This window comes from Treponema socranskii subsp. buccale, from assembly GCF_024181585.1.
Taxonomy (GTDB): Bacteria; Spirochaetota; Spirochaetia; order Treponematales; family Treponemataceae; genus Treponema_D; species Treponema_D buccale.
The window spans coordinates 2570889-2591153 of record NZ_CP054258.1 but is presented as its reverse complement, the minus strand read 5'-3'; the positions used below and the strand labels follow the sequence as shown (position 1 = coordinate 2591153).

Annotated in this window: 23 protein-coding genes and 1 rRNA gene; 14 read left to right on the top strand and 10 right to left on the bottom strand. The window is 47.5% G+C overall.

All coding sequences use genetic code 11. From position 1 onward, the window contains the following. Positions 1-15 precede the first annotated feature (15 nt). From rrf to HRI97_RS11595, 8 genes are all read left to right on the top strand, one after another. A 5S ribosomal RNA gene (gene rrf, locus HRI97_RS11630) occupies positions 16-126 on the top strand. Positions 127-451: 325 nt separating this feature from the next. Beyond that, positions 452-1471 (top strand): LacI family DNA-binding transcriptional regulator, encoded by a 1020-nt coding sequence (locus HRI97_RS11625; protein ID WP_253725617.1) that lies wholly within the window; start codon positions 452-454, stop codon positions 1469-1471. Positions 1472-1706: 235 nt separating this feature from the next. Then, entirely contained in the window at positions 1707-2342 is a 636-nt protein-coding gene (gene deoC, locus HRI97_RS11620) for a deoxyribose-phosphate aldolase (RefSeq protein WP_253725616.1), read from the top strand. A gap of 101 nt (positions 2343-2443) precedes the next feature. Further along, complete coding sequence (gene rbsK / locus HRI97_RS11615; RefSeq protein WP_253725614.1) at positions 2444-3382, top strand: ribokinase; 939 nt, start codon at positions 2444-2446, stop codon at positions 3380-3382. Then, positions 3379-3777: a D-ribose pyranase gene (rbsD, locus tag HRI97_RS11610; protein ID WP_253725613.1), complete on the top strand. Its 399-nt coding sequence runs from the start codon at positions 3379-3381 to the stop codon at positions 3775-3777. Before rbsK ends, rbsD begins: the two co-directional genes overlap by 4 nt. A gap of 14 nt (positions 3778-3791) precedes the next feature. Then, a complete protein-coding gene (locus HRI97_RS11605; RefSeq protein ID WP_253725611.1) occupies positions 3792-5285 on the top strand; it encodes a sugar ABC transporter ATP-binding protein in 1494 nt (497 codons plus the stop codon). After that, on the top strand, positions 5282-6247 hold the full coding sequence (locus HRI97_RS11600; protein WP_253725609.1) for an ABC transporter permease: 966 nt from the start codon (positions 5282-5284) through the stop codon (positions 6245-6247). Before HRI97_RS11605 ends, HRI97_RS11600 begins: the two co-directional genes overlap by 4 nt. A 91-nt stretch (positions 6248-6338) precedes the next feature. Next, on the top strand, positions 6339-7325 hold the full coding sequence (locus tag HRI97_RS11595; RefSeq protein ID WP_253725607.1) for a substrate-binding domain-containing protein: 987 nt from the start codon (positions 6339-6341) through the stop codon (positions 7323-7325). A 201-nt stretch (positions 7326-7526) separates the two neighbouring features. Here the strand turns inward: HRI97_RS11595 and HRI97_RS11590 are convergent, their stop codons facing one another. Continuing rightward, on the bottom strand, positions 7527-7718 hold the full coding sequence (locus tag HRI97_RS11590) for a helix-turn-helix domain-containing protein (RefSeq protein WP_253725606.1): 192 nt from the start codon (positions 7716-7718) through the stop codon (positions 7527-7529). 81 nt (positions 7719-7799) lie between these two features. On the opposite strand from HRI97_RS11590, the gene HRI97_RS11585 reads away from it, so the two are divergent. Together HRI97_RS11585 and HRI97_RS12670 are read left to right on the top strand one after the other, a co-directional pair. Beyond that, entirely contained in the window at positions 7800-7964 is a 165-nt protein-coding gene (locus HRI97_RS11585) for an alanine:cation symporter family protein (RefSeq protein WP_301338889.1), read from the top strand. Continuing rightward, positions 7954-8211: a pyridoxal-phosphate dependent enzyme gene (locus HRI97_RS12670; RefSeq protein ID WP_436411266.1), complete on the top strand. Its 258-nt coding sequence runs from the start codon at positions 7954-7956 to the stop codon at positions 8209-8211. The genes HRI97_RS11585 and HRI97_RS12670 overlap by 11 nt, the downstream gene beginning before the upstream one ends. On the opposite strand, the gene HRI97_RS11580 is transcribed toward HRI97_RS12670, so the two are convergent. The 6 genes from HRI97_RS11580 to HRI97_RS11555 form a co-directional block, all read right to left on the bottom strand. Then, positions 8208-9737: a hypothetical protein gene (locus tag HRI97_RS11580; RefSeq protein ID WP_253725604.1), complete on the bottom strand. Its 1530-nt coding sequence runs from the start codon at positions 9735-9737 to the stop codon at positions 8208-8210. The genes HRI97_RS12670 and HRI97_RS11580 overlap by 4 nt on opposite strands. Position 9738: 1 nt before the next feature. Continuing rightward, positions 9739-10494: an outer membrane lipoprotein-sorting protein gene (locus HRI97_RS11575; protein WP_253725603.1), complete on the bottom strand. Its 756-nt coding sequence runs from the start codon at positions 10492-10494 to the stop codon at positions 9739-9741. A 237-nt stretch (positions 10495-10731) separates the two neighbouring features. Next, the gene (locus HRI97_RS11570; protein ID WP_253725602.1) at positions 10732-12066 is read right to left on the bottom strand and encodes an ABC transporter permease; all 1335 of its coding nucleotides are present in this window, start codon (positions 12064-12066) and stop codon (positions 10732-10734) included. Positions 12067-12076: 10 nt separating this feature from the next. After that, on the bottom strand, positions 12077-13600 hold the full coding sequence (locus HRI97_RS11565) for an ABC transporter permease (protein WP_253725600.1): 1524 nt from the start codon (positions 13598-13600) through the stop codon (positions 12077-12079). A gap of 19 nt (positions 13601-13619) precedes the next feature. Then, on the bottom strand, positions 13620-14372 hold the full coding sequence (locus HRI97_RS11560) for an ABC transporter ATP-binding protein (RefSeq protein ID WP_253725599.1): 753 nt from the start codon (positions 14370-14372) through the stop codon (positions 13620-13622). 82 nt (positions 14373-14454) lie between these two features. Beyond that, positions 14455-15018 (bottom strand): hypothetical protein, encoded by a 564-nt coding sequence (locus tag HRI97_RS11555; RefSeq protein WP_253725598.1) that lies wholly within the window; start codon positions 15016-15018, stop codon positions 14455-14457. Between the two features lie 45 nt (positions 15019-15063). Between HRI97_RS11555 and HRI97_RS11550 the strand changes: the two genes are divergently transcribed. After that, complete coding sequence (locus tag HRI97_RS11550; RefSeq protein ID WP_253725596.1) at positions 15064-16893, top strand: hypothetical protein; 1830 nt, start codon at positions 15064-15066, stop codon at positions 16891-16893. On the opposite strand, the gene HRI97_RS11545 is transcribed toward HRI97_RS11550, so the two are convergent. Continuing rightward, positions 16883-17434 carry an MBL fold metallo-hydrolase gene (locus tag HRI97_RS11545; RefSeq protein ID WP_253725594.1) on the bottom strand — a complete coding sequence of 184 codons (552 nt, stop codon included), beginning with the start codon at positions 17432-17434 and terminating at the stop codon, positions 16883-16885. The genes HRI97_RS11550 and HRI97_RS11545 overlap by 11 nt on opposite strands. After that, entirely contained in the window at positions 17431-18096 is a 666-nt protein-coding gene (locus HRI97_RS11540; protein WP_253725592.1) for a pentapeptide repeat-containing protein, read from the bottom strand. Before HRI97_RS11540 ends, HRI97_RS11545 begins: the two co-directional genes overlap by 4 nt. 53 nt (positions 18097-18149) lie before the next feature. Here HRI97_RS11540 and HRI97_RS11535 point away from each other — a divergent pair, with 53 nt between their 5' ends. From HRI97_RS11535 to HRI97_RS11525, 3 genes are read left to right on the top strand one after another with little or no spacing between them, the layout of a single operon-like run. Continuing rightward, positions 18150-18434 (top strand): hypothetical protein, encoded by a 285-nt coding sequence (locus HRI97_RS11535; RefSeq protein WP_253725590.1) that lies wholly within the window; start codon positions 18150-18152, stop codon positions 18432-18434. Continuing rightward, a complete protein-coding gene (murI, locus tag HRI97_RS11530) occupies positions 18431-19270 on the top strand; it encodes a glutamate racemase (RefSeq protein ID WP_253725588.1) in 840 nt (279 codons plus the stop codon). The genes HRI97_RS11535 and murI overlap by 4 nt, the downstream gene beginning before the upstream one ends. 9 nt (positions 19271-19279) lie before the next feature. After that, on the top strand, positions 19280-20056 hold the full coding sequence (locus HRI97_RS11525; protein WP_253725587.1) for an alpha/beta fold hydrolase: 777 nt from the start codon (positions 19280-19282) through the stop codon (positions 20054-20056). Between the two features lie 46 nt (positions 20057-20102). Here the strand turns inward: HRI97_RS11525 and HRI97_RS11520 are convergent, their stop codons facing one another. Further along, positions 20103-20246 carry a hypothetical protein gene (locus HRI97_RS11520; RefSeq protein WP_253727340.1) on the bottom strand — a complete coding sequence of 48 codons (144 nt, stop codon included), beginning with the start codon at positions 20244-20246 and terminating at the stop codon, positions 20103-20105. Between the last annotated feature and the right edge of the window lie 19 nt (positions 20247-20265).

Below are 20265 nucleotides of genomic sequence, written 5' to 3'. Positions count from 1 at the left end.
TTACGGCAATTATTGCCCGGTGGCCATGGCGGGGAGGAAATACCCGTTCCCATTCCGAACACGGAAGTCAAGCTCCCTTGCGCCGATGATACTGCTTCCAAGCGGGAAAGTAGGTAGCTGCCGGGCTTTTTTTTAACAAAAATCAATCTAAAAAGAACTCGAGTATGTGAACAATGCCGTGCATAATCCGCTACGCGTCTTATGCTGGCAATAAGAATGTCGTCAGTCCCGCTGTCAGTAAGGAAGCTTATCCGGAATTTGGCACCTTCAGTGTCAGCCGGCCACAGTTTTAATACCTCTTTCTTGTCTTCCCAATTGATTCAAGGGCTGCATAAAGGGCTTTGGTGATATTCTTTCCGTCCTGCCTTGAGTTAATATACAGGTGTTTACAAAACAGGAATAATAGTGTAATCTTATATGTGTAACCGGTTACATAAAAAAAGGAAAAAAAATGAACATCAGAGATATTGCAAAAAAAACCGGCGTTTCTTCTACGACAGTTTCCAGAGTTTTAAATCGGTCCGGCTATGTAAAGGAGGACACCAGAAAAAAAATTCTGGAGACGATCGATGAGACCGGCTATGTTCCGAATGCGATCGCAAGAAGCTTGAGTGTAAGAGGAACTTCTAGCATCGCAATCATTGTTCCGGACATTGCCAACGAATTTTTTTCGAGTCTAATCAGCGGAATCGGGGCATTGGCGGAAACCGAAAGCTACAATATGGTGCTGTATGATACCAATGAATCCGGGGAAAAAGAACATAATGCACTGGCCGGGGTAGAGAGCCAGTATATGGCAGGGGTCATCATTACACCGGTATCGGAGCAGGACGGCGATACTAGCCGGAGGCTGATGGAACTGCGGGCGAAGAACATTCCTGTGGTGCTGGCAGACAGGGATATTTTTGGAGCGGAGCTGGATGGCGTGTATACGGACAATATTAAGGGGAGCTATGAAGGGGTTGAGGCGCTGATTCGGGAGGGACACCGACGAATCGCAGTAATCGCGGGGCCGAGCACGTCTCTGCCGGGGCGAGATAGATTGACGGGCTATAAGCAGGCGCTGCGCAGCTATGGGATTTCACTTCGGGAAGAGTACATTGTCTTCGGGGACTTTCGGATTGACAGGGCATATGAAAGAACCGGAGAACTGATGTCGCTCAAAGAGCCGCCGACAGCGATTTTTACCTCGAACAACAAAACAACCCTTGGTGCTCTGAAATATTTTACGGAGCACCGTATCAAAATAGGAAGAGATATTTCTATCGTGGGATTCGATCAGATCGAAGCGCTGAAGCTGATTGAATATCCGCTTTCTACTATAGAGCGAGACGCTCAGCTACAGGGACGAGAGGCCATGAGGCTTCTCCTGAAAAAACTGAAGTACAGAGATGCTGTCGGAGAGAAAAAGCAGGTTTTTGTACCGCACAGCGTAGTTTTGCGCGGATCCGAAAAATACGCGGGGCTTTGACTGAGAAGGGCTACATAAAGGCTCTGCGTGCCAGCATGGAAGAACAATGTAAAGATTTGTTCTTTTAATATGTAACCGGTTACATATTAACGCTGAAAATCCACAAGGGAAGGCACAGCGTCAATGATGCGGAAGATATGAATAGAGGGTATTCACGGCAAAGCGGAAAAAAAGAGAAACTGAAAACATTGTAAGCAAAAACGGAACAGAATAAGGCGAAGCAGGAGGAAAGAAAATGAATATTGCAGGGATGATCGATCACACGATGCTTAAGGCGGATGCAAGCTCGGAAACTATCAGGCGATATTGCAGGGAGGCAAAGGAACATGGCTTTGCATCGGTATGTGTGAATACTTGTCATGTACCGCTTGTTGCAAAAGAACTGAAAGGAAGTCCGGTAAAGGTTTGCTGTGTGGTGGGCTTTCCACTCGGCGCGATGCTTAGCACAGCGAAGGCCTTTGAGACGGCGGAGGCGGTAAAACTCGGTGCGGAAGAGGTGGATATGGTCATCAACATCGGAGCTATGAAGGATAAAAATTATAAGTTTGTCAGAGAGGATATACGGGCTGTAGTGAAAGCTGCCTCAGGGAAAACGGTCAAGGTGATTCTTGAGACCTGTCTTCTTGATAAGGAAGAAATCATAAAAGCCTGTGAACTTTCCGTAGAAGCGGGTGCTGATTTTGTAAAGACCTCTACAGGCTTTTCGACCGGCGGGGCGAATGTGGAAGATGTAGCGCTTATGAAACATACGGTAGGAGAGAAGGCTAGGGTGAAGGCAAGCGGAGGAATCCGCACGCCGGAGCAGGCAGAGGCGCTGATCCGGGCGGGTGCAGATCGGATCGGAGCCGGAAATGGACTGGTGCTGCTGTAAGGAAGGCCGACGCAGGTCACTGAACAAATATTATAGCAGATAGCGCGAGGCACCGCGGTGAGTGTGAAACTGACCGCACGGCTGGTAATCAGGAGGACGGTATGGGAAAAAAGGTCATGGTTTTTGGAAGCTTTGTAGTGGATTTAATGAGTAGAGCGCCGCATTTGCCGGTTCCGGGGGAGACGGTGAAGGGAAGCATCTTCAAAATGGGTCCCGGCGGCAAGGGCTTTAATCAGGGAGTTGCGGCACATAAGGCGGGCGCGGATGTTGCCATGGTGACGAAACTCGGAAAAGATACCTTTGCCAATGTGGCGCTTGACACCATGCATGCGCTGAGCATGGATACTGCGCATATTTTCCAGACAGAGGAAGCGGAGACCGGTGCTGCGCTCATTATGGTTGATGAGAAAAGCAGCCAGAATAAAATCGTAGTGGTGCTGGGGGCATGCAACAGTATTACAGAGGCAGAGGTGGAAAGCCTTTCCGGATTGCTTTCTGAGTCGGAATACCTTTTGACACAACTTGAGACCAATGTTTCCGCAGTGGAGAAATTGGTGAAAATGGCGAAGGAGCGCGGGGTGAAGGTTATCCTGAATACGGCGCCGATTCAACCGATCAGCGATGTGCTGCTCTCCGGAGTGGATCTGATTACGCCGAATGAGGTGGAAGCTGAGATCTTGACCGGAGTACCGATCACGGATGAAGAAAATGCGGGAAAAGCAGCAGATTGGTTTTTTGCCAAAGGCGTTAAGGATGTTATGATAACATTGGGCGGAAGAGGTGTGTACGTTGCGGCTCGGGAAAAGCGCGGGATAGTTCCGGCGTTTCGGGTCAATGCCATAGATACCACCGGGGCGGGAGACGCCTTCAACGGAGGGCTTGTCACTGCGCTCGCTGAGGGGAAGGACCTTTGGGAGGCGGCTATCTTTGCAAGCGCAGTGGCGGCTCTGTCCGTGCAGAAAATAGGTACTACACCCTCCATGCCGACGCGAGAGGAGATTGATGCATTTTTAGAAAAACACAGGGAGGAGATTTTATGATCAGAGATGGGATTTTTCATCCGCAGTTGCTCCGTGTTATGGGAGAGCTGAGACATAGAGATATGTTGGTAATCGGAGATGCAGGACTTCCTGTTCCGAAGGGCGTAGAGCGGATCGACCTGGGTTGGAAGGCGGGAAGTCCCGGATACTTAGAAGTGTTGGAGGAGCTTTTAAAGCATCTTGTGATAGAGGAGGCATTATTTGCAAATGAGGCTAAAAGTGTGTCGCCGGAGTTTCATGAAAAAGCGCTTATGCTTCTTCCTGAAGGATTGAAGGTAAGTTATGTTCCGCATTCAGAATTAAAAAAGGAAAGCGAGCGAGCGAAGGCGATCATTCTGACCGGAGAATTTACGGGCTATACAAATGTAATCCTTACCTGCGGCTGTGCCTACTGACAGGAGAAGTACGAATGGATGAATGTGTATTGAGGGTAGAATCGGTAGTGAAAACCTTCCCGGGTGTAACGGCTCTGAAAGATGCACATCTTGAGATCAACAGAGGTGAGGTGCATGCGATCTGCGGTGAAAACGGCGCCGGAAAATCAACGCTGATGAAGATCATTGCAGGTGCACAGCCCTATACTTCAGGACATATCTATGTTGACGGACAAGAGGTTGTGTTCCATTCCACAAGAGATGCGGAAAAGCATGGGATTGCAATGATTTATCAGGAATTCAATATGGTTCCGGAGCTGACGACGGCAGAGAACATGTATTTGGGACGTCTGCCATTGAAAAAAATGGGAATGCTTGACTGGGAGAGGCTGTACCGGGATGCTGAGGAAACGCTGAAACGTCTCAGGCTTCGGATCGACGCCAAAACAAAGGTGAAGAACCTTAGTGTTGCAGAAGCGCAAATGACGGAGATTGCGAAATGCCTCACAATCGGAGCAAAGATTATCATTATGGATGAGCCGACGGCTGCGCTGACAGATGAAGAAATCAAGGTACTGTTTGAAATTATAGGCGATCTGAAAAAACGAGGCATCTCGATTATCTATATTTCGCATCGTATGGATGAAATCTTTCGGATTGCAGACAGACTGACGGTATTCAGGGATGGCTGCTATATTGACACCAAGGAAATCGAAGCTACAGATTATGCCGAGGTGGTTTCTCTGATGGTAGGCCGGAGTGTGGACTGTCTGTATCCCAAAAGAGAGTATACGCCGAGGGAAATTGTCTTTGAGGCAAAAAATATTATCGGAAGAGGCGTGTACGATGTCAGTATCGCTCTGCATAGAGGAGAAATCCTCGGAATCTCCGGATTGGTGGGCTCCGGTACCATAGAACTGTCCAAAATGATTTACGGTGCGATACCGATGAAAGCGGGAAAGGTTTTTGTCCATGGAAAAGAAATTGACAATTCCAGCCCTGATAAGGCAATCGCCGGCGGAATTGGATTTGTCTCGGATGACAGAAAAAATGAAGGGCTTGTACTCGGACGAAGCATCCTCGAAAACATCACGCTTTCCTCTCTGAAGAAGTTTACAAAGGGTGTGCAACTACAGAAAAGGGAGGAGCAGCGGGCGGTACAGGCAGAGATCGGAAGGTTAAACATCAAAGTCAGCAGTCCGCAGCAGCTTGCGGGACGACTGAGCGGAGGAAATCAGCAGAAGGCCGTATTTGCCAAGGTACTGGAAGCGGATACGGAAATTTTAATTCTGGACGAGCCGACGCGAGGTGTAGATGTCGGCGCTAAGGCGGAGATTTACAGTATCATGGATCAGATGACAAAGGAAGGGAAGAGCATCATCCTAATTTCGACGGACATTCCTGAGGTAATTGGCATGAGCGACAGAGTCGTCATCATGAGAGGGGGAGTTCAGGTTCTGGAACTTGGTAAGGGAGAACTGATTCAGGAGAAGATATTGGCCTATGAATCGGGAGGAGTCGAAGAATGAATAAATTAAATAAGCGAGTGCTGATATCACAGGTCAATATCTATCGCTCGGTATTGATTTTACTGTTCATCTGTGTTGTTGCAACCATTCTGTCAAAGAATTTTTTGAGCGTCAGCAACCTGTTTAATGTAATTCGTCAGGTAGCGGTGGGCGGGCTGGTTGCCTGCGGGATGACTTTTGTGATTCTGACAGGAGGAATAGATCTGTCCGTTGGTTCGATTGTAGGGCTTACGGGTGCTCTGTCCGCAGGTGTTCTTCGGACAACAGACAATATACTGCTGGCGGTTTTTGTAGCAGTGATGGTGGGTGTCCTCTGTGGTATGGTCAACGGCTTCTTTGTTTCATACTGCGGCATCCCTGCATTTATTGCGACGCTTGGCATGATGACCCTGCTTCGGGGCTGCGTACTGGTCTATACGCGGGGCTCTCCGATTGCCGTTAAAAATGCAGTGTATAAGTTTATCGGAAAGGGGAGTTTCCTTGGAGTCCCGCTGCCGATTGTGCTGGTGATTATTTTCTTTCTGCTTGGACACTATGTGCTTACACAGACTCCGTTTGGAAGAGCGGTTTATGCACTGGGCGGTAGCAGAGAGGCGGCGAGGCTTGCCGGAATCCGTATCAGAGTAACAGAGTGGATGGTATATACAATCAATGGACTGATGTGCTCTGTTGCGGGTATCGTGCTTACCTCGCGGCTTGCCTCTGCGCAGTCTACCGGAGGAGAGGGTATTGAAATGGATGCGATAGCAGCAGTGATTTTAGGAGGAACCAGTTTGAGCGGCGGCAGCGGCTTTATTCTGCCGACAGTGGTTGGTGCAATTATCATGGGCATTATTGACAATCTTTTAACGCTGATGAAAATAGATCCGCATGCTACCAATATTGTAAAGGGCATAGTAATTTTGTTGGCTGTACTTGCGGATAAGAAGGTCAATGAGCTTTCCGCAAGAGCAGAGGTGTAATGCATACCACAAGCGGCATGGAAATCATAGATATAACCCTGCGTGCAGGGGAACAAATAAAAGAAATCGAAGGATTCAAAGGAGGATCGAAATGAAAAAAAGGCTTATGACAGCAGCGTTAGCAATGATTATGGCAGTCTCCCTGATCGGCTGCCGTGCCGGAGGAAAAGCGGCAACTCAGGCAAAAAAAAGCGGTACTGCAGACGGGATGATGATTGGGCTTTCCATGAACACACAGACCAATCCCTTCTTCGTATCGGTACAGCAGGGTGTAAAGGATGCGGCTTCGAAGTATGGCATTGAAATTGTGGCAACGGATGCACAGGACAATCCGGCCATTCAGGCAAAGGACGTCGAGAACCTGATCGCTATGAAACCGGCGGCAATCATTGTAGATACCTGTGATTCCGATGCCATCATTCCTTCCATTGAGGCCTGCAATGAGGCAGGAATTCCGGTCTTTACCATGGACAGAAAGTCAAATGGCGGAGAAGTTGTGGCGCATATCGGCTATGACGCGATCAAGTCGGGAGCCATGGCGGCAGACTATCTTGCAAAAGCTCTTGGAGGAAAAGGGAAGCTGGTGGAGCTTCAGGGCATCATGGGCAGCAATGTTGCGCAGGACAGACATCAGGGATTTTCGGAGCGGATCAAAAAGTATCCGGAGATCAAGGTAGTGCAGTCCGAGGTTGCAAACTTTGATAGAGCAACAGCCATGAGCGTGATGGAGAATATCCTTTCTGCAAACCCGCAGATCGACGGTCTGTATGCGGCAAATGATGAAATGGCGCTTGGAGCTGTGGAGGCAATTGAGGCTGCAGGGCGTCTGGGTGAGATCACAATAATCGGTTGTGACTGCATCGACGACACCATTGATGCAATGAAGGAAGGTAAAATCGAGGCGTCCATTTCCGAACCGCCCTATGGACTTGGCGTATCCATTCTGGAAGCTGCGCATACCTACCTTGAGGGCGGAGAGGTTCCCAAGAGCGTCATTCTCGGAAATCAAGTACTGGAGGCTAAGGATGCCGGAAGCTATGATTCGAAGAGAGAAGTCAAGATTGTAAGCCAGCAGTAAGAGAACAACGTCTGAAAGTGGGTTACAGGCAAATCTAAGGAAACACTGATTAATTCGAATGCGAATTAATCAGTGTGAATGGAGTTCGCCTTTCGCCGCCGCACGATTTTTCGTAATACGTTTCTTCGTCGGTATTCGCGGAGATATCGTCGGCGCGTTTACCTGCGCTGTTTATCGGCACAAGAGAATAAAAATGAACTATTATTTGAGATAGTTGTATATGGTATAGCGGGTAAGTCCTAAAAATGCCGCTAGTTTGTTGGCGGCTTTTTTTATCAGAAAGAATCCCTTATTATTTAAATATTGTACGATTTTAATTTTATCTTCTTTTGTCAAATCTTCCTTGGTTTTGCCTATATTAAAGACAGCATCTATCATCATTTCTTCAAGCAAATCGTCTATATTCCCGGAAAAAAATTCTTTTTTATCACTTTCATTTAAGGCGGTAAAAGAGTTTATAAAAGTCCCGAATTTTTGGCATTAAGATACGGCTTGTCCAGAGGAACCGCTTCAAACGAAGCGGGAATGGGTTCCGCTCCCTTTGCCCATGCATCCGCACAAACGGATTTTCCTGCCAGACAGGGATTATGGGGTATATACGATAGCGACTGCCATAGCGGATCCATTATTGTCTTATAACGACGACGACACTCACACTTTGCAGGCAATATATGCATCCCGAGGTGCTGCAATTTCCGTTTCGGAAGAAGATATAAAAAACAGTCGCTCATTGCTTGCAAAGCAGGAGGGTATATTTTGCGAGGCTTCGTCTGCCGTTTCATATGCCGCTTATAAAAAAGATTCGGAAAGCGGTTGTATATCAAAAGATGATAAAACAGTGTGCTTAATAACCGGTCACGGTTTAAAACAAAAGACAAGTTATTAAAACTTTCCGCCGCCCATCTTTACGGTTAGGTTGAAGCCGGCGGTGCTTTTTACCTGGGATTCGCGGCTCAGGGGGTAGGTAAAAGCAGGGCCTATATCGAAGCCGATAAGGCGGTTCGGTTTCCACGAAAAAGTCAAAACGCTCATGCCCTGAAGCTCGGAAATTGCAAACTGCTGAAACAGCCGAGCCCGCAGTTTTTCCGTTCCGATTTTGTTTTGAGAAAGCGTACAAGCGATGTAATGCTGCCCGATATATCCCATGGAAGTGATATTTTCCGCCGCTCGAACGGAGCTATGTAAAAAATTCCCTTTTTGTGCTTCTGCAAAACCGGTTTTTATAATTGACTGCACTTCTTTTGTGTCCCGATAGCCGAAGCCGTTATAAAAATACTGGGCTGCCACGCTTGTGTACGTTTTGGCATTGCTGTACGAAGCTCCGGCCGTTGCCTGAAAAAAGGCTTTGTTTTTTTCCTCGTATCCGCTGTTGTAGTCGCCGTTTTTGTAATACGTGTAATCGCTTCCCCATGCAAAGATGCCTTCGGCGAATACGGCAACCTTTCTCGCAATGCTTCCCGACAGGGTTGTAATCAGTTTCGGCGCCTGCTCGTACCTGTAGCGTCCGCCGATTCCCCATTCCCAGTTTCCGAACACGAATTCCGCCTTTGCCGCCACAGCCGTGTTTTCGATTTTAAAGCCGCTGTCCGTAGGCGGTAAGAGATAGAACCACAAGTTGTGCTGAGTTCCGGGAATCACAATGTGCGTGCGAAGAGAAAGAGGGCCTTCTTTATCGGCTTCCGGATCCTGCGGGTCAATCCGCGAAATATTGATAATATCCGCAGGACTGTAAAAATACCCCGTACCCCATTTTACCGCGTGCTTTCCGAAGCGGAAAAAGGCAATATCTTTAAGCGAAAAGTCGGTATATAATTCGCGGATGGAAATATTTACCGCACCGGGAACATTTACAAAAGCGGGAAGCTGTGCGCCGCCGGGGATGAGTGAGGGCGGAACAGCAATGACTGCCTGTCCTGCAAGGTTTTTTTCAAACGGAAAACCGAAGCGGAATTTACCGTAGATTTTTAAATTTTCGACAGGGCGCGCATCAAAAAAAAGATTTGCATTTAAGGTTGTCTTCAGTGTTGAATCGGGCTTCGGCTCATAGGGTTCCGTCCAGTTACAGCTTAACTTTAAAGACGAATCGAGCGAACCGCCGATACGGAGTTTTTCTCCTTCAAGAGAAAGCATAGCCTTTTGTAAATCGGCTTGAAATTTAAGCGGACGGTCGTCTGTTGGCGAATCGGAATCCGTTGAGCTCGACGCGGTGTGCGCTTTATCGGGGGAAACAAAAAGGTCTTCATCGCCTCCGAACAATTCATCTTCCAAAGAAGCGCTTTCGCTTGCTTTCTGTGTATCTTGTGCATACAAACCGCCCTGTAAAAAAGGCGCGCCGTGCGGTATAAGGACGGGCAATAACAAGAGGACTGCCGGTAAAAAAAGAGCCGGCGGCAAACGTATTGATTTTTTCATATCAGTTTATTTTCTCCAAATAGGCCTTTGTAAAGACGACGTCGGGGATTTTCGAATTGTCGAAGTCTGCAAAAATTTGCGTCGTCTTTTCTCCCTTTACCAATTCGTTTATGTGAATTTGATGGACGGGAAGGGGTACCCCGTTTACCTTTGCATATTTGGGAACGAGGGTAGTCCTCATGTGGCGGCCGCTTGCTCCGTAGCTTTCGACTTTTAAAATCAAGCCTTCGTCTTTTCGCACAAAAAACTTTTCCTGCGCATAAGAAGCGTCTTTATCGAGGGCTTTGGCGGTTACCGCGTATACGTCGAATTTGCCGAGTTTGCTTTCTTCTATGTTAAGGATTTCCCACGAATCTTTAAATTTTTCTTTTTTGTTTACATCCGATATTTTCGCATCGCTGTTGCCCAAATTACGTTTAAGGGACGAGTGCGTAAAACTGCGCGATATGGGGTCGTATGCCCACAGGTTGTTTTTTTCCTGAAGGTAGCCGACACCCTTGTCCGCTTCGGGCGCAATTTGCACAAGGCAGGTTTGATCTTTTACGTCGCGCCGGAATAATTTGAATTGGGCGGCTTCTTTCGGTTCGTTCGGCTTTTCGATAATCAACGAAAGGGTACAGGTAAAGTCTTCCAAAAAGTTGTTGTTAACAAAAGCCTTATCCATAATAGCGTACATCGTTTCGGTATCGGGCACTTGTGCAAAAACGAAAGGCGCGCACAAAAGTGCGCAAAATACAATTATTGTTTTTTTGAACATATCGTCTCCCATAAAAACTTTTGCAGGAAATATCAATTTCCGAAAAAGTTTTTAGCCGTGCGCAAGAGCGCACACGTTCAATAGTCGAGTTTGCAAAATAAAGTATATCGTATTCATTCGATTTTTATCGAAACGGCACGTATACACGTCTTCTGCAAACATCCACGCAAACTCGAAATAAAAAGTGTCGGCGATATTTCAGACGACACTTTTTATCGTACCTCCTGATTATAATTTTTATTTTCCCGCCCGCAATGCTTCGGCCGGAACCATGTTTGCCGCCCGGGAGGCGGAGCCCGCTACCGTCAGCAATGTTAAAACCCACACGGTGAGGAATTTTATAACAACCGGCACAAAGGATAGAATCCATGTAAAATGTCCGTTTTTTGTAAAAACTGCAAACGAAGAATCTTTTGCAATCGGTATAAGGGTAAAAATCTGCATAATAATAAGAGCAAGTACAAAACCCGCGGCGGCTCCGATAATCGATAAAAACGAAGCTTCGGCGATAAAGAGAGCCCGTATACTGCCGCGTCCGACGCCGCAGGAGCGCATAGTACCGATTTCGCCCTTGCGTTCGTGTACGATTATTTTAAAGGTGTTTGAAATACCTATCATCGTAATAAGCAAAAGGGCGGCTAAAACACCGAAGCTTACAAACTGCAATGTGCACATAAGGGTTGCCATTTGCGGTGCAAAGTCGAAAAAGGTGATAACGCCGTATTTTGTACCTTCCCATTTTCCCTCGTCCAGTTGTGAAAACATATAGTTGCCGGGATTTGACGGGCTGGTTTTTTTTGCAAGCGCTCTGTCGATAACCTCGGCAGTTTTTGCAAGTTCTTTTTCAATTTTGTCGGCAAGAACTTCCTGCATATCCGGGTTTTTAAGAAAAAGCGCATACACTTCGACTACCCCTTCAGGAAGCTGACTTATAGTACGTGCATATTCAAAATTGATATAATTCGTAATGCCGCCGAAAGCCGAGCGGTCTACGGCAATACCTTCAATTTGCAATTCGGCAACCGTCAACTGCCCCGATGCCGTTTTTGTTTCATATAAAACTACATCGTGAAGTCCGGCGTTTAAAGCTTTGGCGGTTGTTTCGGAAATTAAAAGGGCGTTTTCCTTTTTCATACCTTCCCAGCTTCCTTCTTTAAATAAAATACTGTCGTGCAGCAGTTTTTCGCTTTCAAAGTCGCAGCCGTCGATTTGCGAACTTGCTTCTTTCCCTTCGAAAATAAGTTTGCCGTCATTGCGCATCCGCTTGATAACGTACTCGGCTTCTATGCCCGTTTGTTTGACAATGCCGTCAATCAGGTCTATTTCTTCGCGGTTTAAAGTTTTAAGCGATTCATCATCCTCATCTTTGTCGGGTCCTTTTTGTGCACCGATTATGTATACGTGGCCGCCCACAATCTTTGCGATTTCTCCGGTCATGCTTTTTAAAGCGCCGGCGGTCATTCCGTCCATAAAAACAACGACTAAAAATGCAAAGGCAACGGCAAGCAGGAGTAAAATACTTCGCCTTTTTTGCCGGTTTAAGTTTTTGAATGCAATTTTCAATATATTCATCTGTTATTCCTTAACGGTTTATCGCTTCAAGCGGACTGATTTTCAGGGCCAGCCGCACCGGATACCAGTTTGCAACGACTCCCGCCGCAAACATCGAAAACATTGTTCCGACAATCGACAACATGGAAATATGTATGCGCATTCTTTTGCCGCCGAACATAGCCGAAAGCGTTCTGTTCAATTCTATGTTCAACGAATTGACAATGAGGGCGGCTATAAGCGCAAGAATCACGCCGATACATACGCCCGCAATGGACATAAAAAAGGATTCGGTAAAAAAGATTTTACGCACAAAACTTTTTTTAGCCCCGAGTGCCCGCATCGTACCGATTTCCGCATTGCGCTGCATAACCGCGACAACCAGCGTATTCATAATCACGATTAAAACCGTAACCGAAAGGATTACCAGCATGGTGATAAACAACACGCGGGTCGCTCCTATTGCCCGAACATATGAATGCATGCCGCCCTTCCAATCCAAAGCTTGCGCACTGATATGTTCTTCGGTAAACCAGATATTTAAATATTTTATAAGGCTTGCGGTTTTTGTCGAATCTTTAAGCTTTATTGCTATGTGATGCCATGCTTCGTTGTCCGCAAGATTCAGCCTGTCGCGCAGTTCCGTACTTCCCAAAAGGTTGTCGAAGTCGGTTTTGTTTTCGGCGGAAGCGTCCGCTTCAAAAATCGAAAAGGCATCGTCGCTTCCGAACAATTCGTCTTCCGATTTTTCCGAAAGACTTAAATCGATTGAATCGGGAATGTTCGAAGCGGTGCGCGCACCGAGGGTCATGCCGGCAAGAATGCGGCCGGTGTCCGTGTCGGTGTACGCAATATCGGATATGGCCGTATCAGGATGCGCGTAAGTAAAAAAGCCCGTTACAAAAAGCCGCTGCTGCTTTGCCTTTTTTCCCATAAGGGCCGTCATAATAATTTCATCGCCGACTTTTAATTCGCGTCCGTAGTATTTTTCATATTTTTCTTTTACTTCCGAAGGAATCAAAACGAATTTTTCATCATCGGAAGAAGGATAAGCGCCCTCATATATGTGAGCGGTTTGAAAAACCCTGCGGTATTGTTGCGGTGCTATGCCCAGTGTATACATATAGGGGCTTTCCCGCATATCGGCGGCCGAAGGTTTCCACGAATCGGGTAAATCGGCCGGTTTGAGAACGCTCAGGGCAACCGTGGAAGAGGTAAAATCCTTTATTTCCGGCATTGTGCGCAGTTTGTCCGTAATTTTTTCAAAGGGCAGTACATAGGGCATTTTCGGTAAATCCATGCTTATAGCGGCGTTTTGATACGCGCCCAAAAGCTCCACAGTGACACCCTTTTGATCGCTTTTTCCCGTAATTAAAATATCGCCGGTAAAATCGCTTATGCAAACATCGCGGGTTTGCTTCATCGCAAAATTTAAAATACCCAAGCCCGATATAACAAAAAAAGTTCCCAAACCTATGAGCGACAGGGTAATAATCAGCTTTGCCTTATTTGCAAAAAGATTTTTTACCGCCATTTTTAAAACTATCGTATTCATCGTATTTCGTTTGTGCCTCTTATGCGTTCATCTTTATATCTTCGATGACAAGACCGTCCAAAATCTTAATGCGGTGGTTTGTCATATCGACAATCTTTGCGTCGTGGGTTGAAAAAATAAAGGTGGTTTTTATTTCTTTATTGACTTCTTTCATCAATTCGAGAATCTGATTTCCCGTTTTCGAATCGAGGTTCGCCGTGGGCTCGTCCGCAAGCACAATGTGCGGCTTGGTAACGAGGGCGCGCGCAATTGCAACACGCTGGCGCTGACCGCCTGAAAGTTCGTTCGACTTGTGATGCTTCCATTCGGTAAGGCCGACCTTTTCGATAAGATAGTCTATCCACTCGCTCATCTGTTTTTTGGTTCCTTTGGGCATACCGAACAAAAGCGGAAACTCGATGTTTTCATACACATTCAATACCGGAATCAGGTTGAACGATTGAAAAATAAAGCCCAAATACTCGTGGCGAAGCGAGGTCATTTTTTTATCGAGCCTGCCGGGAATCTTTACCTTTTTATTTTGGTTTTTCGAAAGCGAGGTAAAATCAGCTTCGCCGTAGATATTTTCGTCGTTGATGATAAGAGAACCGCTTGTGGGCGTGTCGATCAAACCTATCATATTTAAAATAGTGGATTTTCCCGAACCCGAGGGACCCGAAATCGAAACGAATTCGCTCCGTTCAATCGAAAAATCCACACCCTTTACCGCTTCAACCTGCACCTTTCCGAGCGGGTAGGTTTTGCGTAAATCCTTTACCTGCACTATGGCCATATATCCTCCGCTATACATTGAACAATAATTGGAAAATAACGAATAATACTAATATAACAATAATCGGCACCCTTGAATGAAATCATCGCTGTATTCTTTCCGTTTTTACCCAAAGCGATGTGTGTACGCGCCACGTACGAAGTTCCGCATCGTCCGTATCGCCGGAATTTGCGGATGTGTCTTCTGTGCATTTATCGGCGATTTTATCGGCCGCATTTTCATCGTTTGCGGTTTTGCGTTCGCCGATCTCCGCATCCGCGATCCTGAATACGCTGCAGGAGTACGGAAAGCGGGCGAATATTTTTTTTTCATTTTCGCAGGCACAGGGCGAATCGGCATCATCATCCGTTTTTTTTCCGGCGAGTATTTTTCCGCGGACAGTCTCCCCGTTTCGGAAACGCAATACTGCAGGGAAAAAGAATTCTCCGTTTGAAATTTCCGGCACACTGATCGTAAACGATGCGATCGCGTCCCGTATCGTTTTCAGCTGCTGCGTTCGGTAATCGAAATTATTAAAAAACGCCCACAGCGGAAATATCGGAATCCAGCGGGAGTTTCCCGCTTCGGCATTAAGGCGCGAAAGCGTCGCTTTTTGCGTGCGCGACAGGATAAGCGCTTCCGTCGGATGGGGTATAACGGCGAACATAACGGCAGTATAGCTATTTTTATAAAAAAAATGTAGTATTGCCCGATGATGTCTTTTTTTAAAAAATTAACAATAAAGCAAAAAATTCTTTTAAGCGCGCTTACCGTATTGCTCGTCTGCGATATCGGTCTGCTTGCAAAAAAATATCTGTCGAAAACCTCTTCGCTTTTGCTCGCCTTTCCGGAAGAGCTGCAGGTGCCCGCATCGAGACTTACGGCGTTGAACGCAAATGCGAAATCGAAACAGGCGCAGTCGGGCTACGCATATTATCGATTTACGGAGGAGCAAAAGCGGTTTCTCGATTCGTACATTGAACGCTTCGGAGATGCCTCTCTTTCGGTACGCATACGGATCGTGCGTAATGAGGAGGCGGACGCGGATAAAGCGTTTATGCTCGGCTTTTTATTTGCCGACGATTTTACGTTTCGCGGCGCGTTGCAAAAGAAAATTGAAAAGCGTCCGCTCGCAAGCCTCGTCGTGCAGAATCTTTCCGAATTCGCTCTCGCGTTTTCGATTGAAAAAGACGAAATGAAAAACGGCAAGAACATCCCGTGCGGTTTTTTCGTGTACGCCGCCGTCCCCTCTTTGATTGTCTCGGCGGAAATTCGAAGTGCGGCGATAGGCTGGGATAAAAGCGCTTTTGTGCCCCTCTTTGCGTTCGCGCCGAACGGGGGAGTGATGCACGAGACGCCCGATGAAGCGGATTTTTCCGGCGCGTCGCTTGTCTTTCCGTCGCAGAATACGGACACGGCCGTTATGCCGAAGATCGTCGCGGCGTTTTATGCGCCTGAGGATTGGGGGACGGCGCAAAATCCGGTAAAGACGGAACTGAATGCGGGCGGTGAAAAATTAACAATTTTTCGTACGAATAAAGTGCATGTATCGGGTTCCGTAAAAAAAACGTATGCGTACGATATACCGACGGCGCCTCTTGCAAACCCGTTTTCGACGGTTTCCTGTCGTGATAAAATTAATAATATTCCCGTCCTCATGATGACGCGGAACGATGTCAAAAACGAATTGAATGCGGGCGGAAGAATTTTTGCGCCTTTTAGAACCGATCCGGGTTTGATCATTTCGTGGCCGCGGGCGAAGTGGCGCACGAGCGATTATGAACTTTTCGAATGGGACAGATTTCCCGGCGTGCTCTTTATCGATACGAAAGACTTTGCCGTGCAAGACGATTTTTTTAAACGTCTCGCATTTTTTTCCGAAAAGATGGGCTACCGCGGAACGCTCCTTACCGATGAAGAGCTCGAAAGCATGCACGGTTTTAATGCGCACGATTACAGCGCCGCATCTCTTGCAGCGTTCTTTACAAAAACAAAAGCGGATGATTTTCAGCTTAATGAGCGGGAACTTCTTTTACGCGATATCCTGCTTGCAAACGGCGTGATAACAGCCGACGGCGCTTCATTCGCCGCGGGACGGGGAGCTCTCATTTCGATTTCGCAGGAATCGCCCGAATGGCTTCGCAATCGCTATATCGCGCACGAAGGCTGGCACGGTATTTTTTTTACCGATGAAAATTTTCGCAACGCCGCGGCCGCCGTTTTTTATACGACGGATGAAGCTTCGCGCGATTTTTTAGCGGGCTATTGGCATTTGCATCCGAATCTCAACTACGATTTAAATGACGAATATCTCGTACACAACGAATTTATGGCGTACATCATGCAGCAAAACGTTTCCTCCGTCGCCGCATATTTTGTCAATCTCGCGAATTGGACGTCGGTACAAAAAGAAATTCCCGAACTTGCAGCGCACGTACGGCAAACCCGCGGTATTCCGTTTGAAGATGCGGCAAAAGTATTCGACGAATATGCGTTCGACAACTGGGGGCTTTCGTGCGGCCGCGTGTGGCTCATACGATAAACATGCGCTCGGCTCCGACGCAGGTCGGCGGTCCGTGTCCCGGCATGATGACGGTCGCATCGTTTTCCGACAGTATTTTTTGTTCGATGTTCCGTCTGAGCACGAAATCGGAATAGCTGCTGTTCGTGCTTCCGGTTTTTCCCGCAGAGAGGCTGTCGCCGGTAAAGAGGACGTTTCCGATTTTATAGACCATGGAATCTGCGGTATGTCCGGGCAGCGCCATATAGCGCACCGTAAGACCCGCAATGCGGATTCTACCGTCGCCCGTGATGACGTGCGTGTCGTTTCCCGCGACTTCCCAATCGGCTGCATAGACGGCGGGCGTATATATTTTGCGCAGCGTTTTTAATCCGTGCACGTGGCTTCCGTGGTTATGCGTGATAAAGACACCCGCGAGTTTGTACGATTCGTCTTCGATGCGTTTGATGATGTCGTCCGTAATTTTTCCGGGATCGATGACGATCGCTTCTTTAGTAAATTCGTTTTCGATGATGTAACAGTTTGAAAATCCGCCGATATTGAGATGAAAATATATTTTCATACGGGTACCCTGTTTTTCGATTCGATTCCCTGAAAGAGTTCGCTGCCCTTGCGGTCGAAAACGGCTTCCCTCGTGTTCGACATTTTCATTGAAACGTTTTCGCACGTGCATTCGAGAAACAGCGTATTTTTGATATTGCAATTTCTGAGCGACGTGTCGACGAGACGCGCGCCGATAAAACGCGAATTGTACAAATCCGAATCGTCGAACGACGATTGGAAGGCCTGCACGCCGTTGAAATTGTTTTGCACCATGTCGCTGCCGGTGAATATCGTGTGCGAAAACGTACAGCAGGCGAACGAAGTAAACTGCACGGTGGATCCGGTGAGCGTGCAGTCGGCGAAGGTCGCAAAATCGAACATGCACAGTTTGGCGCGCAAACCTTCCGAACGGAGATCGGTAAACGTGCAGTGCTGGAAATTGCAGCCGTAAAATCGTTTGTTCGATAAATCGATGTCGCGGAATATAATGCCTGACGCATTTAAGCCGACGATCGTATCGTGCGTTGTAATATAATCGTAAATCGATTTTTTTGCGCGTCCCGGATCGGGCGTGTGATTGAGACAGTATCCTCGCTCTTCGGTTATGTCGTTTATTTTATTGAAAACGGAAAGCGAAAGATTTTTGCACGAGTGAACGAGGCACTTGTTCAGCGTAAACATGGTTTTATCGTACGCTATTGCGTTTGTTTAGTCAAACGATTACAATCGATTATATGTGCTGGAAATGCAAGCGCGCGATACGCAGTTCCGAAAAAATATTCAGAACGTCGGTATGCGAATTTTGCGGAGCCGATTTGCATGTCTGCCGCAACTGTACGTTTTATTCACCGGGCGCACATTACGACTGCCGGGAAACCGTGGAAGAGCTTGTCGCCGACAAAGAGAGAGCTAATTTTTGCGCATCGTTTTCACCTCGCACCGATTTTGCAACGGCAGACGATAAGGCGGCAAAAGCGCGCGATGCGTTCAACAGTTTATTCGGCGGTATCGTTTTATGAATTTTGCGTTTTTGGATTCGGGTACCGGCGGCATCCCCTATATGCTCCGGCTCAAACGGCTCGCCCCCGACGCGACCTGCGCCTACCTCGCCGATACCGTGCATTTTCCGTACGGAGAAAAAACCGTCCCCGAAATAATCGAATACGCGACGGCTGCCGTTTCGCGCGTCATCGATATGTGGCGTCCGGAAACGATCGTCGTTGCGTGCAATACGATTTCCGTTTCCGCTCTCGCCTCCCTTCGCGAACGGTTTCCTTTCGTTCCGTTTATCGGTACGGTGCCTGCGATAAAGCTCGCCGCTTCGGTGACGAAAAATAAAAAAATCGGTTTGCTTGCGACGAACGCGACCGTGCGTGACGCATACATACGCGAGCTCGAAAAAGGTTTCGCGTCCGGCTGTACGATATATTCGCGCGGAGATGCCGATCTCGTTTCGTTTATCGAACGGAAGCTTGTTACCGCCGACGAAAACGAAAAGATGCGTGCGGTTATGCCCGCACTCGATTATTTTGCGAAAAAAGGCTGCGACACGATCGTACTCGGCTGTACGCATTTTACGCACCTTGCGGATATCATGCAAAAGGCTGCGGGAAAAAACGTAAGCGTCGTCGATTCTCGCGACGGCGTTGCGCGCCGTGCGATCGAAGTACACGACAATCTTATTAATTCGAAAAAAGAAAAAAGCGAAAATATTCTTACCGCGGCCGCCGATTTTCTTTCGGAAGTGCCGGACGAATCGTTTTTCGTTACCGGTATTTCGGACGACAAGGCGAAAGCGTATTATCGGGCGTTTTGCAAAATGCTCGGAATCCCTTTCGGAGGGACGCTCGCATAAGGGGCAAAAATGACCGTTCATGAATTCGGAAAGGGAAATAAAGAACTTCTAATTTTGTTTCACCCGCTCGGCGCGCGGTGGGATATTTTCAATTATGTAACGCCGATATTGGAAAAAGACTTTCATCTCGTTATTCCCGCAATGCCCGGTTTTGATCCGGATGCGCCGAAAACGGATTTTACCGGTGTGGAACGGATCGCCGACGAAACGGCGGCATGGCTTATAAAGCACGGGCATGAAAGCATTACCTGCCTTTACGGCTGTTCCATGGGCGGAGCTGTCGCGGCACGGATGCTTGCGGCCGGAAAGATACGCATCGACTGCGCCGTACTGGACGGCGGCATGACTCCGTATCGGTTTTGGAAGCCGCTGACCTACCTCATCGGCATCCGTGATTTTATAATGCTGGAGATCGGCAAGCATATGAGCGTTAAAGCGCTGCGGAGCATGTTCGACCCGGAAAAATATACGGAAGAGGATCTCAAATACATCAAGACCGCCATGAACGGCATGAGCGCGAAAACAATTTGGCGCTCGTTCTATTCCTGCAATAATTATTCCATGCCGGATCCCGTTCCGCCCGTCAACTGCCGGATAGCGTATTGGTACGGCTCCGATGAAAAAAAAGCGCGGGAATGGGACATCGCGTATATCCGTAAAGCGTTCCCGCATGTGCAGATTGTCGAAAACGCGGGAATGAATCACGCGGAATTTTTTACGCTGCACCCGAAGGAATTTTGTGAAGAGCTGAGTGCATGGATCCGTTTGTCCGATTCAAGTAATTAACTCAACGCTGTTTCGCTTGTCCGTTTATACTTTCCGCAATTCCGGATCAGGGTGCGGGAAATCCGGCTTCGCTGCCGAGTCGGGTTTTCTTCCTCACTTCTTCCACAAAGCAGCTGTATTCTTCAAGAAGTTTGCACGTCGTCAAAACTCGCGGCTGAAAATCCGCTTGCGGATTTTCAGCCGTTTTCAAACCCTCGCCGTATGCCGTT